This is a genomic window from Acetobacteroides hydrogenigenes (assembly GCF_004340205.1).
In the GTDB taxonomy this organism is placed as follows: domain Bacteria; phylum Bacteroidota; class Bacteroidia; order Bacteroidales; family ZOR0009; genus Acetobacteroides; species Acetobacteroides hydrogenigenes.
This window is the reverse complement of sequence record NZ_SLWB01000004.1, coordinates 87,693-102,463: the sequence shown is the minus strand read 5'-3', so window position 1 is coordinate 102,463 and position 14,771 is coordinate 87,693. Positions and strand designations below refer to the sequence as shown.

Genomic DNA, 14,771 nt, shown 5'->3' with positions numbered 1-14,771 from the left:
TACATGTGCTATATTTTACTTAAGCCATTTATCGAGCCATCCGAAGAATTCGCGTTGCCAGATAACCGCATTTTGTGGTTTGGTAACGAAGTGGGTTTCCTCGGGGAATACAAGCAGCTTGGCTGGGATTTGTCTTAGCTTTGCAGCATTGTATGCTTGTAGGCCTTCGGTGTAAGGGATTCTGAAGTCGCGTCCACCTACAATTACCATGATAGGGCTATCCCAGTTCTGAACGAAGCGGTGTGGGCTATTGGCGAACGAGCGCTGTGCAACGGCGTTGCTTTTATCCCAATATGGACCGCCAAGGTCGTGGTTGGCAAAGAAGGTCTCCTCGGTGGCAGCGTAGAAGCTTTCGAGGTTGAACATGCCGTTGTGGGCAATAAATGCCTTGAATCGCTTCTCGTGATTTCCGGCAAGGAAGTAGGTAGAGTAGCCGCCGTAGCTAGCTCCAACGCATCCTAAATGGTTTGCATCAACCCAAGGCTCCTTCTTAACATCGTCGATGGCGCTTAGGTAATCCTTGATGTTCTGACCGGAGTAGTCGCCAGAGATTTGTGCATTCCACTCCTGACCGAACGATGGAACCCCGCGACGGTTTGGCGCTACAATTACGTAATCGTTAGCGGCCATAATTTGGAAGTTCCAACGGAAGCTCCAGAACTGGCTTACGGTTGATTGTGGTCCGCCTTGGCAGTAGAGTAGGGCTGGGTACTTCTTGTTAGCGTCGAAGTTTACTGGAAGAATTACCCAAACGAGCATCTTCTTGCCATCGGTGGTGGTAACCCAACGCTCTTGAGTTTCGGCCATCTTAATATGACGGTAGATATTGGCGTTGGTAAAGGTTAGCTGGGTTTCTTTGCCGGTTTTAATGTCAATTCTAAAAATTTCAGACGACATCTTGATCGACATCTTTTGGCCTACCAGCACCCCATTGTTGAAGCTGCAAGCGGTGTAGTCGTGGTAGCCCTTGGTGAGCTGGGTGATGGCCTTCTTTGCCACATCAATCTTAAATACCTGCTCGGTACCTTGGATTCCGCTGGTAAAGTAGATGGTCTTGCTATCGTTGCTCCACGTGTAGGTTTCGATGTTTTGGTCGAATCCGGCAGTAGCGTATGTTTTTACGCCAGTAGCAACGTCCATTAGAAAGAGGCGCTTTTGGTCGCTCTCGTAACCGTCGGTTTTCATGCTCCACCATGCAATGGTTTTACCATCGGGCGAGAAGGTTGGGTAACGGTCGTAGCCGGCATTATCCGAAGAAATGTTTTCGGTTGTTTTGCTCTCGATGTTGTAAACAAGGATGTCGGAGTTGGTGCTGGTGGCGTACTGACGGCAGGTTAGCGGCTTGGTGGCGAACACGATCTTCTTAGAGTCGGGGCTCCACTGCACCTCTGCGATATCGTAATCGGTTGCCATTGGGGTATCCCAGGTTTGATCCTTGTTGATGTCTATAGCACCTTCGATGGTGTTATTCTTAAAGTCGGCAACAAAAATGTGGCTGTAAGCGCCATCTTCCCAGCTGTCCCAGTGGCGGTACATCAGGTTGTCGAAGATCATCACGTTCGACTTTTCCATCTCGGGGTAAACCTCTTTGCCGGTCACCTTTTGTAGCTTCACATCGGTTGCGTATGCTATTTTCTGTCCATCGGGAGAAATCTGGAAACCGTTGATGTCGCCATCGAGGCTGCTTAGCTTGGTCATTGCACCATTTTCGAGGGTGTACTTCCATAGCTGCGAGCCTCCCTCGCGGGTCGAAAGGAAGTAGATGGTCTTACCGTCCTTGCTCCATGCAGGGTTCGACTCCGATCCCTTTTCGTCCGTAATCTTTTTAGGCTCTCCACCCTTTGTAGATAGAAGGTAGAGGTTGGTAACGCCCTTATTCTCCTTAAGGTTGTAGTACGAAATAGGGTATACCACCTGTTGTCCGTCAGGCGATAGGCTAGGAGCGCCAACGCGTCCGAATTTCCACATGATCTCGGGGGTGAGGATGCCCTTGGCAATTTCCTCCTTGGTAAGCGCAGTGTCGATGGCGATTGCCCCGGTTGCTGCTTGTGCCCCCTTTCCTGATGAGAATGCCATAAGAGAAAGGAGCAGCAGTGCTGCTGGTTTAAAGTGTATTTTCTTCATACGAAAAAGAATTTTGCGGTTTAACTAGCATGACGATGTTTTTTTATCATCGTTACGCTTTTGGTAAGCCTTGCCTAGGCAAGTTTGCTTACTATATGGAGGTAAAAGTACAATTTTGACGATAATGTGATATCGTTGTGCACTTTTTGCCAAGGATTTTAATCCATCTTCATAAATAAAACGCTTTAAGCGATCTGTATATCGTAGCACAAAGCGTATCCCCCGCTGGCGGGGGCAGGGGGGTGGACAATGCTCGTTGATGTTAGAAAACTTTTGCCTAAGAAAAGATGTTAGACATAATACTCTGGTTAACTAATATGGATTACCGAGAATCCACCCCCTACCCCCGCCAGCGGGGGATATTCTTCGAAAAAGTTTTGTGCAATTATTTATAGTGGGTTGAACCATCAGCCTTCGGTCCAATCTTCTCTAAAATGAAGTCAACCTTCTCGTCGAGGGTCAAGTTATAGTCAACCCAGTTGATGGTGGCACCCTTTCGCTCCATGCCCCGGAACCAGGTCATTTGGCGCTTGGCAAACTGGTGGATGGCCATCTCTAGACCGCTAACCATATCGGGGTAGGCGAACTTACCATCGAGGTAGCTGCCCACAAACTTGTACTCCAGCCCGTAGTAAAGGAGGTCGTCGATGGTGACACCCTTGGCAAGTAGCGCCTTCACCTCGTCAATAAGCCCCTCGTCGAGCCGCTGGTGCAGTCGTTGGGTGATGCGCTGGCGGCGCAGCTCGCGGGGAATGTCGATGCCAAAGTAGATGTTGGCGAGCTTAGGGTACTCCACCTTTTCTTGCGGATGATCCCTATAGTAGGTTTCGATTTCGATGGCGCGTATGGCGCGTTTCTTGGTGTCGACATCGGTTTTGTTGTGCAGCGTTTTCATGGCACTGAGCATATCGGTTAGCTCCTCGAGCGTGTACGCCTCGAGCGATGCCCTTAGCGCTTCGTTCTGTGGAACCGGCTTCAGGTCGTAGCCTTCAACCACAGCTTCGACGTACATTCCCGATCCACCGCATACGATGGCCTGGTTGCCCCGAATGGCAACCTCGTTGTAGGCCTTTAGGAATGCCTGCTGGTACTCGAACACGTTGAAGCGTACTCCTGCATCAACAATATCTATTAAGTGGTATGGAATATGGCGCCCGTTGAGCTGGTACTCCGAGAGATCTTTCCCGGTGCCGATGTCCATTCCGCGGTACACCTGGCGCGAGTCGGCCGAGAGTATTTCGCCACCCAACCTGTCGGCTAGCGCAACGGCTAGGGTGGTCTTGCCGCAAGCGGTTGGACCTACAATGGTTATGAGGTCGTATGTTTTTTTGCTCATTGCAGTTGAAATGCTTTAAAACATGGGAGTTTTATGCAAAAATAGCCTATTTTTGTCTGCTTTTTTAATGCACGCTCAAATGAACCCTAAACAACTCTGGAATAGAATATTTGGTCTTCTTCGAAATCCGAAAATGGAATGGGAGGAAATCCGAGAGGAGAACGTTGAGATTAACGCCTTGTACAAAGCTTACCTCATTCCCTTTTGTGCCATCTACGCATTATCGACGTTTATTGGAGACCTGATTTGGACGCAAAGCGATAGCCTTGGAGAAATTATCGGTCAAACCCTCATCGATTTTGCCGTTCCATGTGGCTCGGTAATCGTTTTAACCTACGCCATCGAGAGGCTTTCGGTTAACTTCGACTCTACCAAGGATCTGACGCTTTCGGCTAAGCTGGCCATCTTCTCCATTGCTCCGGCATTGCTGTTTATGACCATCGGCAATATCTTTCAGGTTCAGCCCATCAATGGTTTGATGCGCCTTGCCTGCTTCTACTCGCTGTACGTGCTTTGGCTGGGCTTTAAGCCGGTTTTGGGCACGGTTACCGAGCAGCGCTTGGGCTACACCGTACTCACCGTGCTGATTTTTGTGGGGATAACCCTTATTGCCCACCTTATTCTAAGGGGATTGCTGGCCATCGTATTTTAGAAGGTATTTTTCTATATTTGTAAAGCAGGGCTCGGAGCTCTGCTTTTTTGTCATCGTAACATGGATAAACCAAAAGTCAACATACGGAATAAGCGTGCCAGCCACGACTACGAGTTCATCGAGACCTACACCGCCGGCATCGTGCTAACGGGTACCGAGATCAAGTCGATTCGTGCCGGCAAGGTGAGCCTGGTGGATACGTTCTGCTACTTTCACCGTGGCGAACTCTTTGTTAAAGGGATGAACATCTCGGAGTACTGGTGGGGAAGCTACAACAACCACGATCCGCGGCGCGACCGTAAGCTGCTGCTGCAGCGTAAGGAGCTGGCTAAGCTCGAGCGCAAGTCGCAGGAGAAGGGGCTTACCATCATCGCTACGCGCCTGTTTATAAACGATAGGGGGCTGGCTAAGCTCGATATTGCTCTAGCCAAGGGTAAGAAGGAGTACGACAAGCGCGAAACCCTGAAGCTGAAGGACGCCAAGCGCGAGATGGACCGCCACCTGAAGATATAGAAAACGCCGACTGCAAAGTCGGCGTTTTTTTGATGCATATAGAAAGATTGTAGCTGTTATTCTGTGGCCTTGCATCGGTAAATCACTTTAACCGGAGTCACTTTATCATCGAATTCACGATAGTCTGTTTCGTTAAATACTCTAACAACTTTTCCTTCGCAGCTATATAGAGTAGGCATATTGACGCTGTTACAAAGGGGATCTGTACCCCTAATAAAGAACACAGTTTGATTGTTGTATATGCCCTGAATGATTGAACTCTCGCAGCTACAATTTGTAAGGGAGTTCTTCATGTCCTTAAGCCAACCAACTTCTTCGATTGGATTTGCAGAGGTACAAGCATTCGTTGTATCTACTGTTGCATCCTTGGTGCATCCCATAAATAGGATGCCTAGAATTAAAATAACACCGAGCTTTTTCATAAATGCAATCTTTTTGGTTTTCGATCTAAATAATCCCGGAAGGAAATTTAAAAACATTTTCTAACATTAACAATAATTATGCCAAAGGTGGCATATGGAGCGTTCCGAATTTCAGCCTCTTCCGCGAGGAATGGACTCGGGTGTATTTTACGGCCACTTTTGCTCAATTAACAAGACGCTAATCCGACATCCCTGCGTTAGGAACGCCGTGGTCGTATTCGGAACAGCTGAAATTACGTCTCATTCGAGCGTGCTTATGAGCCGTTGGTTTTGCTGTTTACCACTAGTCGATGCGCCCTGTATTTCATGGCAGCAGTATTTTAGTAGGGCAACCGTACCCTCTCGAAACTAACGCAGCGTATTGCTGCAATGTTCATACTTCGGTAGGCTGGTGTAGGCGCCGTAAAAAACATTGCGTAGGGCGGCTATGTCTATTTGAAATCTCAAAAACCAGCCCTATTTTCGCGCGCCGCTAATGGCTTAAACAAAACTACATTATGGAAAGAAATGACGGTGTTCTTACTCTAAAAGACACAACCGCCAATCCCGCTCCACTTGGGCTTCTTGGCTTTGGTTTAACCACCATTCTTCTAAACCTGCACAATGTTGGATTCTACGGATTAAATGCCATGATTATTGGTATGGGAATCTTTGTAGGAGGGCTTGCTCAGGTAATTGCGGGAGTAATGGAATTTAAGAAAAACAACACGTTTGGGGCAACCGCCTTCACAGCGTATGGCTTTTTCTGGATTTCGCTTGTGATGATTTGGCTGTTGCCACGTACCGAGATGGGCGCAGAGCTTAAGCCTACAGCCGAATCGATGGGCTGGTTCCTGCTTGTATGGGGTGTTTTCTCTGCATTTATGTTTGTAGGAACCCTTAAGATGAACCGCGTGATGCAAATCGTTTTCGGTTCGCTTGTGGCCCTTTTTGCGCTGCTGGCTATTGCCGACTTTAGCGGTAACGAAGCGGTTAAGACCCTTGCTGGCGCCGATGGCATCCTATGCGGTGCTATGGCTCTTTACGCCAGCGTGGCTCAAATCCTAAACGAGGTGTACGGGAAAACGGTACTCCCGCTAGGGGCAAAGTAGGGTAGCCCTTCGATGGGGCGCTTTTGCCGAAAAGAAATAGAAAGAGGCAGCCTTTCGGCAGCCTCTTTTTTTATGCTACTATGGCCGTAAGCGATTTCGTATTCGGGAGTAGGCTATGCGGATGGCTGTTCTAGTACCTATTCCAGCTGCTCATCTGCTCGGTGGACTTGCGGATCTTATCGCGCGTTTTGGCCTCGGAGTAGCCGATGGTAACCAGCAGCGGAATGCGCCGACCCCTATCTACCTGCAGCAGCTTCTTGACCTTCTTCTCGTCGAACCAGCCGATGATGCAGGTGCCAAGCCCCAGGTCGGCCGCCTGCAGGCACAGCTGGTTTACGGCTATGCCCACGTCGAGCAGCGAGAAGTCCTTCCGCTTGATGGCGCTGGCAATGGTGGCCAGTACGTTCATCCGCTCGACCACCACCGCTACGATTACGGGTGCCTGATGGACAAATCGATTCATGCCCAGCTCGGTTGCGCAGCCGGCCACCTGCTCCTTTAGCGCGGGGTCGTCTACCACCACGAACTTCCACGGCTGCGAGTTGTCGGCCGAGGGCGACAGCCGAGCCGCCTCGATGCACTGCAGCAGCTTCTCCCGCTCAACGGGGAGGTCGGCGTACTTCCTATCGCTTTGGCGATGCTTTACTAGCTCTGAGAATTCCATAGGGAGTTTAAGTTAGAGTTGAATGTGAACTAGAACCGATATCCTACCTTCATGTTTAGGGGAAGGGTTAGCTGGAAGTATTTTCCTTCCCTAAATAGGTAGTCTTGTAGGACATCAGGATCGGGTTTGCTGTAATCATCGGCGTACTGGTGGGTGGCGATGTGGTAGCTTACTCCCAAGCCTCCGTATAGCTCGAGCAGAAAATGGTTGAACATAAACTGTTTTCCAATTTTCAAGTTCAAACCAACAACATCCTTATTCACCGTATAGTCGTCGTAGAAAACGCCGCCCCCAATATTGACGTATGTGGTGAAGATATTCGATATGGAATGAGTGTAAAATGATTCCGTTGAAACATAGAAGTTGTGCTTCCCTGTTGCGTTGGTCCAAATAAATCGTTTTGCTTCCACCCTCACCTTGTATCCCGAGTGGCTAAAGTCTTGCGAATTGAAAGTAAACAAATCATGTTTTAACGGTACTATGCTTCTCTTGATTATTATACCTCCATCTAGTTCAATGGCCCATTTCCTATTTAACGCATGTTCGTATGCCAGCTGGATAGATGGCTCATAGATGTTGAACAGGTTTAGCGGGTAGAAAGAAATCGAGCTATTCTTTGCTGTAGTAGTTAACATCTCTTGTTTGCCATCTTGGGCAAATAGCGAGATGTTAAAAGCTAGGAAAGCGAGAATGGTGGTTATGAAAATCTTTTTCATATTCAAAAGAATTCAGTTCTTACTAAATTAATGCAATCATTAACGGCAACCTACCTCCCTGAACAGGAGAATTCCATAGGTCGTTGTGCTTGTTAATACGATGCTGTGTAAACCTAAAGGCTACTTATCTTCCCTTGGCTTGCTGGCTGGCTGCGCAAACCACGAAGCTACGTATGCCGTAAATGTACCAAAAAGCCCGACTCCCGCAGTCATTAGGACGGCCGCAATTATTCTACCTTCTGTAGTTACAGGGTACTTATCGCCGTAGCCCACGGTGGTGATTGTAACGTATGCCCACCAAATGGCATCTTCGGCGGTTTTGATGTTGCTGTTTGGCGCTTTCTCGACCTGAAGTATCGCTATCGCCGAAAAAATAACGAGCAATAGGGCAAGGATGGAGATTGAGGTAAATGCCCCCTTTGTTCGATTCCTGAAGATATACGTTATGAAGTTTTTGTTGGACTGGAATACTCGAAGTAATCTTATAAGGCGTATAACTCGCACCAACCTTCCAGCTCGTAGGTATTCTACCATCGGAATGCACGAGGCAAGGTCAACCCATCCCCAACGCAAAAATGCGAGCTTGTTTTTCGCATAGTAAAACCTGTAGCAAAAGTCGATGAAGAATACTACACAAATGGCGTTGTCAGCGTAAAAAAGGATCTTTGAAACTTCGGTGGGGAGCTTGTATAGGGTGCTTACGAGTAGGACAATTAAAACGTAAAACGATAGAACGAAGGTGATAATGTCTAGATAGCCAAGCCTACCTGTTACATAGCTGGGCGCTGAATCCTCGTTAAGGTTTTCCATATATCTTTTTATTGTTGTGATGAGGTTTGCCCTAGATAATGGCAAAAGGGTGGCTAAATTAAGCAATAACCTCAAATCTGATTTCCGCGTAGTAAAAAAGTAAAGCGGGAGATATAAAATCTACCGCTTTAATACATGCTATAAGGGGTGTATTCTGGTTACTTCTCGGAATCGTAGTGGCAGACTGTGCTAAGAAGCTCCGCGGTGTACTTGTAAATATCATCCAACGATTCTATTTCCACTTTTGTCTCCTTCTTTTCACCATCAAATAGGCCAATATGCTTTTTGGAAACCCCATTAAACCATAACCTGCAAATTGGTTTTCTGTTGTTGTCGTCTAGTATAATGCTGAAATAGGATTGAGAATCTCTAAAGTAGATTCTTGAAGCGTCAATTTTGGTTCTTAGGATGCTCTTCACAATGTAAAAGGCATTCATTTCGTCTTCGGTTGTGACTACCTTGCTCTCTGTGCTTTCAGGTTGTTGGGCTTCTGTACTGCTTTCCTCTGGTCCTTTTTTTGTTTGGTTTATCGCGTTCATTAAGCGATCGCTCACAATGTCGTTAAAGGTTTGTTCAACGGTTTTCTTTACTAGCTCCGTAAATTGCAGCATTACCTTTTCGGTTGCTTTTCCTTCATAAACTCGGCTGACAAAGTATTTGACAAACTCAGGTGTCGGGTTGGCAATTTCTGAGCTTAAAACAGTTCTAATCGCGTTGCTGTACTTCAGCTCGCTTGCTGTTGTGAGGATGGTATTTACATCAAACCCGCTTTTGTGAAACTTTGAAAGCTCTTTTATTTGCTGATCCTTCGGATTTGTGATGTCAAAGCTGAAAAATGGTTTTTCATCCATTTTGTTGGTTGAATCTAAATCGGTGTAAAAGTTGTACTGCACACCGTTTGTTAGCAGCGCAAATCTTGCTTTCGTCAAATGAAAGTACTTATGTACTTGGGTGTAGTGCTTGTCGAGGTTCTCCGAATGATTTTTACATTCAATAATAAGTATAGGCTGATTTTCTTTTAGAATGGCGTAGTCAACCTTTTCAATATTTTTAGCCCCATAGTCGGTTATATACTCTGGAACAACTTCCATTGGATTAAAGATGTCATAGCCGAGGCTCTGTATGAAGGGCATTATAAAAGCGCTCTTGGTCGCCTCTTCTGTTTGAATTTGGTCTCTTAGCTTCACAACTTTGTCTCCAAGTTGTTTGATCTGCTCTTTAAATTCCATAACGTTCTAGTTTAATAGATTAATATTTGAAGTTCTCTTTTTACCTATATAGAGGTTTAGCGTTAATGCTATTGCAATACAGCGCTGCAGATGGCAATAAAGAACGTCAAACCCAGCCGTAAAATCGTATAATCTCAAATCTTCATCTCGAACGAGGGCACACCACGGTAAACATTTGCTATTCTTACTGGTAGATATACGATTATAAGTAGGCTTCTAATGTAATAATAAAAGTCTATCGTTAATCAGTGTTATAGAAAAAAGTCGTTGAAAAAATGATTCCCTCTATTGATGTGCACTTCGGAGGTGCTGGCAGATGGGCACCAGCCGAGTGATGCCGATTTCTAGGAGCTGGTAAATGGGCATCAGCCGATTGATGTGCACTTCGGAGGTGCTGGCAGATGGGCACCAAACAGCTGTCTTCGATTTCCAGCCGCTCTGAAGCGGACAACAAGCAGCTGTCTTCGATTTTTAGCCGCTCGGAAGCCGACGACAAACAGCTGTCGTCGATTTCCAGTCGCCCTGAAATGGACGACAAACAGCTGTCGTCGATTTCCAGCCACTCTGAGGCGGACAACAAGCGGCTGTCTTCGATTTTTAGCCGCTCGGAAGCCGACGACAAACAGCTGTCGTCGATTTCCAGTCGCCCTGAAATGGACGACAAACAGCTGTCGTCGATTTCCAGCCGCCCTGAAATGGACGACAAACCGCTGTCTTCGATTTTCAGCCGCTCGGAAGCCGACGATAAGCAGCTGTCTTCGATTTCCAGCCATCGGGAAGCCGACGACAAGCAACTGTCGGTTGATTAGTGTTCTTTTTAATTAAGGAAGTAGTATGATAGCGGTAATTTGTTGAAGTATAGATTTTGGAAAAATAAGGATGAATTTAATTGTTAATTAAAAATAAATATTAATCTTTAAGGCAGGTCTCCAAAGCCTACCCCAAAGCTTTCGTACTGGGGATACCAACAGTTCTGTTGCCCATGTACGGATTTTTATAAACAAAAAAATTGGTAGAACAATGAGAATTTTATCATTAGATCTTAGTAAGCTGCAGGTAAAGGAAGTCGGTTCTTTGGCAGCGTTTGTTATTAAAAGGTTAATGGTGCTGCTAACCGGCAAGCACGTTCCCCAAAAAATGGTGGATAACATTTTGGACGCGAATAAGGATTTCGATAGGGCAGTGGGCTCTAACGTCAATCCCGAGCAGACCAAGGTGCTACACCTCAAGGACGATGTTTGCGACAGCTCGCTGCAGGAGCTCAAAGGGCTAGCTATCGCAGCAACGGTTCGGCGCGACGAAAATGTACGAAGTGCAGGCGAGCGGGTGCTTACCGCCATTCGGCACCGGGGCTACAACATGCAGGAGTTTCGCATTCCCGTTCAGGTTGATACCATGCGCCAGCTTCTCGCTGATATTAAGGAGTCGCCCTCGCTAACAGCCGATATCGCCACCATTGGGGCTACCGACGTGGTGGTACGGATGGAGCCTGAGGTGAATGATCTTGGAAACTTCGTAGAGAGTATTCAGGATGTTAATGGTGCCGATAACCTGTCGAGCGTTGAGGCTACCCGCCGCCTACGCTCCTCGATGAGCCAGGTGTTCCAGTATCTCAATTCGGTATCGGACTACGAGCCCGAGGTGGCCGCCGCCATCGAGCAGATCAACGGTGCCATTGAGCCGTTTGCCGTTACCATAAAGAGCCGCGCCACCATTCGCGAAAACGAGAAGAAGGAGGCGGAGGGTAAGTAGAACGGCCGCAGTAGGATTTGGAGGTTAACATGTACGGTATACGATGGCGCAGCTCGGCAAGGGATGCGCCATTTTGTTTGAGGGGCGTACAACGGTGCAGCAACCATGCAGCGCGCAGCACCTAAGGCCGCCGATGGGCTCGAAGGGCCGTGGCGGCATAGTGCACGAAGGGTAGCAACGTGATGGGGGAGAGGTAGGAGTCGTACCGTCCTATCAGCTGCCGGGTAGGTTGCTCTTGAGCTTCTCCACGTCGGCCGTAAGCTTGGCGATTTGCGACTTCAGGCTGTTCATCTCCTCGCTTATGGCGTTGTCTATGGCAAACGAGAGGACGCCTTTGGCCTTCCACACCTCCAGGATGTCCTGTGGGCCTACTCTGTAGGGGTCGTATAGCGGGTTGTCGGATACGAACAGGAAGGTTCCATCGTCGTCGATGTTGTTGTATAGGCGCTTAAACGCCACGCCCTCGGTTTCGGTAAGCACCACGTAGGCTTGGCCATCCTTAACGTTCATCCAGTTCTCGACGTACTCGCATACGATGTACGATCCCGAAGGTATGGGCAGCATGCTGTCGCCCTTAATCTGGAACATGCGGTAGGTGCGCTCGGCGCTCATCTCGCTAATGGGCAGCTCGAACGATGGGAGCTGCTCTACGTACTCCATATCGGCATAGCCGTCGAGGTACCCGGCCGATGCCTGTACCGGAACAATGGTAACCTGCTCGCGGTTGCTGGCGTTAACCACGGTGGTAAGCACCCTGAGCTCGGTTCCCTGCATTTTGGGGCGGAATGATTTCAGCTGATCTTCGGGGGTGATGCTCAAGTCTACCGAGATAAGCTCGTCGATCCGTATCCGAAAAAGGCACGAAATCTGCATAAGGGCGCCCAGCTTAGGGGTGGCGCGGCCCTCTTCGTACGAGCCAATTACCGAACGGTTGGCGCCGATTCTACCGGCAAGCTCCTCCTGCGTAAGGTTATGCTTCTTGCGTAGGTACTTCAAGTTCGATGCAAAGCACTCTTCAATCTTCATGTTGTGGTGGTTTTAGCACGTTTCACCTTGGTTTTTCTCAATCGCTACAAGTGCAACTAGGGCGTTTCTGCTCGATGGCGGCTCGCGACCTCCTCCTTGTTGGCCCTTTCTTTTTCTATGTGGAGATTTTAGGGGCACTCCGAGGTGGACCTTTCTTGAGCTAACGGCGTTGGTCTGGACGGAGGATGTAGGTCTATTGGCCTCTTCAGCATGCGCCTTTCTCAGCCTTTACGTCGTCCTGCCGTAGCATCATCAGTAACGCAAGCCCAATTAACAGCTTTTTTAGCCATTTGCCAAATGTTTTAGCAATAAATTTGTAGAACATCGTATAAATGCTATATATTTGCCAATAATATTAGCAAACTAAACAGCTATTGCTATGGATTTGGCTAAAAAAATAGGCATTTTGGCCAATGCGGCCAAGTACGATGTGTCGTGCGCCACCAGCGGGAGCAAGCGCAAGAACAGCAGCGGAGGTTTGGGCAATGCGCTATCGGCGGGTATCTGCCATAGCTTTGCCGACGATGGGCGGTGCATCTCGCTGCTAAAGGTGCTCTTCACCAACCAGTGCATATACGACTGTGCCTACTGTATCAACCGTCGCTCTAACGATGTGCCACGCGCCGCCTTTACGGTTGATGAGCTGGTAGACCTTACCATAAACTTCTACCGTCGCAACTACATCGAGGGGCTCTTCCTTAGCTCGGGCGTGGTGGTTTCGCCCGATCATACCATGGAGCGGCTGGTTAATATTGCCAAGAAGCTGCGCCTGGAGCATAAGTTCAACGGCTATATTCACCTAAAGGCCATTCCGGGAGCCTCGCCGGAGCTGCTCAACGAGGCAGGCTTGTACGCCGATCGTATGAGCGTAAACATCGAAATACCTACCGATAGCGGGCTGAAGTTCCTTGCCCCCGAAAAGGATCATGCCAGCATCATCCATCCCATGCTATACATAAAGGATAGGATTGTGTCGAACAAGGAAGAGCGCCGCATCTTCCGGAAGGCGCCGTCGTACACGCCCGGAGGGCAGAGCACGCAGGTTATTGTAGGCGCTACCAGCGAAAGCGATTCGGACATCCTTCATCTTGCCTCGGGCTTGTACAAGGGGGCAAGCCTAAAGCGCGTTTACTACTCGGGCTACCTGCCAACCAATGCCTACGACAAGCGGTTGCCGGCCGTTTCTGCACCACCGCTCAAGCGCGAGAATCGGCTCTACCAGGCCGACTGGCTGCTGCGCTTCTACCACTTCGATGTGGACGAGCTGGTGGATACGCTTAACCCCAACCTCGATCTCGACATCGACCCCAAGGCGGCATATGCCATTCGCCATCCCGAAATCTTTCCGGTTGACGTAAACAAGGCCGATTACGAGCAGCTGCTGCGCGTGCCCGGCATTGGGGTTCGCTCGGCCAAGCTAATTGTGGAGGCGCGGCGCTACCGCCGGCTCGACAGCGATAACCTTCGCAAGATTGGAGTGGTAATGCGCCGGGCTAAGTACTTTTTGACGTGCAACGAGCTTCCCAGCAAGGCGCTGCTGAGCGACTATCAGCCCGGTACGCTAAAGTCGCTCATCCTTCACGATGCGGCCATCGCAAAGCCACAACAGCTAACGCTATTTTAGCCATGCATCCTGCGGTACCATATAAAAGCAGCGTTGCCATTGTGTACGATGGCACTTTCGAAGGGCTTCTCTCGGCCGTATTCGACATTTACGAGCAAAAGCTGCTGCCAACAACCATCACAACCGACACGCAATCCATGCTTTTCGGCCAGCAGATAACCCTGGTTAAGGACGAGTATAAAAGCGAGCGCGTATTTAATGGCATCTGCAAGTACGGAGGAATGGCAACGTGCGATATGCTCTACCATGCCTTTATGTCGAATGTACCCATGGCCGAGATCGACATATTTCGCTACCTGCAGCTGCTTTTTAAGCTTAAACGAGATGTTTCGGGGATGATGGGGGAGGGGTACATCCTTCGCGTGAGGCAGATGCAGCGCAAGGTAACCCGCGAGGCTCACCGAATGCTGATGTTTATCCGATTCGAGCAATCGAAGGATGGTACCTACTTTGCCCCCATAGCCCCACAGTACGATGTTCTCAAAATCATAGTTTCGCACTTTAAGAATCGCTTCAACGATCAGGCGTGGGTGATTTACGATACCGCCCGTAACTACGGCGCTCATTTCGATGGCAAGGATGTTGCGCTAATTACCATCGAGGAGCCCACCTTTAACATCGAGAATGGGAGGCTGTCTTCCTCGATGGTTGCCGAATGCGAAGCGGAGTATCAGCACCTTTGGCAGGTATTCTTTAAAGAAATCGCCATAAAGGAGCGAAAGAATCTGAAGCTGCAGCAAAACTTCATGCCAAAGCGGTTTTGGAAATACCTTACCGAAAAGAGATAGCAAACTAAGGTTAATCTCTATTTA

General features: G+C 48.6%; 15 protein-coding genes. 7 read left to right on the top strand and 8 right to left on the bottom strand.

Annotation, left to right across the window (positions count from 1 at the left end):
• Positions 1 to 15: 15 nt before the first annotated feature.
• Complete coding sequence (locus tag CLV25_RS05850; protein ID WP_243649601.1) at positions 16 to 2,124, bottom strand: S9 family peptidase; 2,109 nt, start codon at positions 2,122 to 2,124, stop codon at positions 16 to 18.
• A gap of 385 nt (positions 2,125 to 2,509) precedes the next feature.
• The gene (gene miaA / locus CLV25_RS05845) at positions 2,510 to 3,460 is read right to left on the bottom strand and encodes a tRNA (adenosine(37)-N6)-dimethylallyltransferase MiaA (protein ID WP_131838700.1); all 951 of its coding nucleotides are present in this window, start codon (positions 3,458 to 3,460) and stop codon (positions 2,510 to 2,512) included.
• A gap of 79 nt (positions 3,461 to 3,539) precedes the next feature.
• Here miaA and CLV25_RS05840 point away from each other — a divergent pair, with 79 nt between their 5' ends.
• Together CLV25_RS05840 and smpB are read left to right on the top strand one after the other, a co-directional pair.
• On the top strand, positions 3,540 to 4,112 hold the full coding sequence (locus CLV25_RS05840; RefSeq protein ID WP_165877000.1) for a Yip1 family protein: 573 nt from the start codon (positions 3,540 to 3,542) through the stop codon (positions 4,110 to 4,112).
• Between the two features lie 60 nt (positions 4,113 to 4,172).
• Positions 4,173 to 4,625, top strand: a complete 453-nt coding sequence (gene smpB, locus CLV25_RS05835; protein WP_131838698.1) for an SsrA-binding protein SmpB — start codon at positions 4,173 to 4,175, stop codon at positions 4,623 to 4,625.
• 56 nt (positions 4,626 to 4,681) lie between these two features.
• Here the strand turns inward: smpB and CLV25_RS05830 are convergent, their stop codons facing one another.
• Positions 4,682 to 5,047, bottom strand: coding sequence for a hypothetical protein (locus CLV25_RS05830; RefSeq protein ID WP_131838697.1), 366 nt, complete (start codon positions 5,045 to 5,047; stop codon positions 4,682 to 4,684).
• A 497-nt stretch (positions 5,048 to 5,544) separates the two neighbouring features.
• On the opposite strand from CLV25_RS05830, the gene CLV25_RS05825 reads away from it, so the two are divergent.
• Entirely contained in the window at positions 5,545 to 6,138 is a 594-nt protein-coding gene (locus CLV25_RS05825) for an acetate uptake transporter (protein WP_131838696.1), read from the top strand.
• Positions 6,139 to 6,268: 130 nt separating this feature from the next.
• Here CLV25_RS05825 and CLV25_RS05820 read toward each other — a convergent pair whose 3' ends face one another.
• The 4 genes from CLV25_RS05820 to CLV25_RS05805 form a co-directional block, all read right to left on the bottom strand.
• A complete protein-coding gene (locus CLV25_RS05820) occupies positions 6,269 to 6,802 on the bottom strand; it encodes a nitroreductase family protein (protein ID WP_131838695.1) in 534 nt (177 codons plus the stop codon).
• Positions 6,803 to 6,831: 29 nt separating this feature from the next.
• Positions 6,832 to 7,518: a hypothetical protein gene (locus tag CLV25_RS05815; protein ID WP_131838694.1), complete on the bottom strand. Its 687-nt coding sequence runs from the start codon at positions 7,516 to 7,518 to the stop codon at positions 6,832 to 6,834.
• Between the two features lie 120 nt (positions 7,519 to 7,638).
• Positions 7,639 to 8,328 (bottom strand): ion transporter, encoded by a 690-nt coding sequence (locus CLV25_RS05810; protein WP_131838693.1) that lies wholly within the window; start codon positions 8,326 to 8,328, stop codon positions 7,639 to 7,641.
• A gap of 158 nt (positions 8,329 to 8,486) precedes the next feature.
• On the bottom strand, positions 8,487 to 9,557 hold the full coding sequence (locus CLV25_RS05805; RefSeq protein WP_131838692.1) for a type I restriction endonuclease: 1,071 nt from the start codon (positions 9,555 to 9,557) through the stop codon (positions 8,487 to 8,489).
• 401 nt (positions 9,558 to 9,958) lie between these two features.
• Here CLV25_RS05805 and CLV25_RS05800 point away from each other — a divergent pair, with 401 nt between their 5' ends.
• Entirely contained in the window at positions 9,959 to 10,366 is a 408-nt protein-coding gene (locus CLV25_RS05800) for a hypothetical protein (RefSeq protein ID WP_131838691.1), read from the top strand.
• Positions 10,367 to 10,577: 211 nt separating this feature from the next.
• Positions 10,578 to 11,309, top strand: coding sequence for a DUF6261 family protein (locus tag CLV25_RS05795; RefSeq protein ID WP_131838690.1), 732 nt, complete (start codon positions 10,578 to 10,580; stop codon positions 11,307 to 11,309).
• Positions 11,310 to 11,522: 213 nt separating this feature from the next.
• Here the strand turns inward: CLV25_RS05795 and CLV25_RS05790 are convergent, their stop codons facing one another.
• Entirely contained in the window at positions 11,523 to 12,335 is an 813-nt protein-coding gene (locus CLV25_RS05790; protein WP_131838689.1) for an XRE family transcriptional regulator, read from the bottom strand.
• 373 nt (positions 12,336 to 12,708) lie between these two features.
• Between CLV25_RS05790 and CLV25_RS05785 the strand changes: the two genes are divergently transcribed.
• Positions 12,709 to 13,959 (top strand): putative DNA modification/repair radical SAM protein, encoded by a 1,251-nt coding sequence (locus CLV25_RS05785; protein WP_131838688.1) that lies wholly within the window; start codon positions 12,709 to 12,711, stop codon positions 13,957 to 13,959.
• 2 nt (positions 13,960 to 13,961) lie between these two features.
• Positions 13,962 to 14,747 (top strand): TIGR03915 family putative DNA repair protein, encoded by a 786-nt coding sequence (locus tag CLV25_RS05780; RefSeq protein WP_131838687.1) that lies wholly within the window; start codon positions 13,962 to 13,964, stop codon positions 14,745 to 14,747.
• Positions 14,748 to 14,771 lie beyond the last annotated feature (24 nt).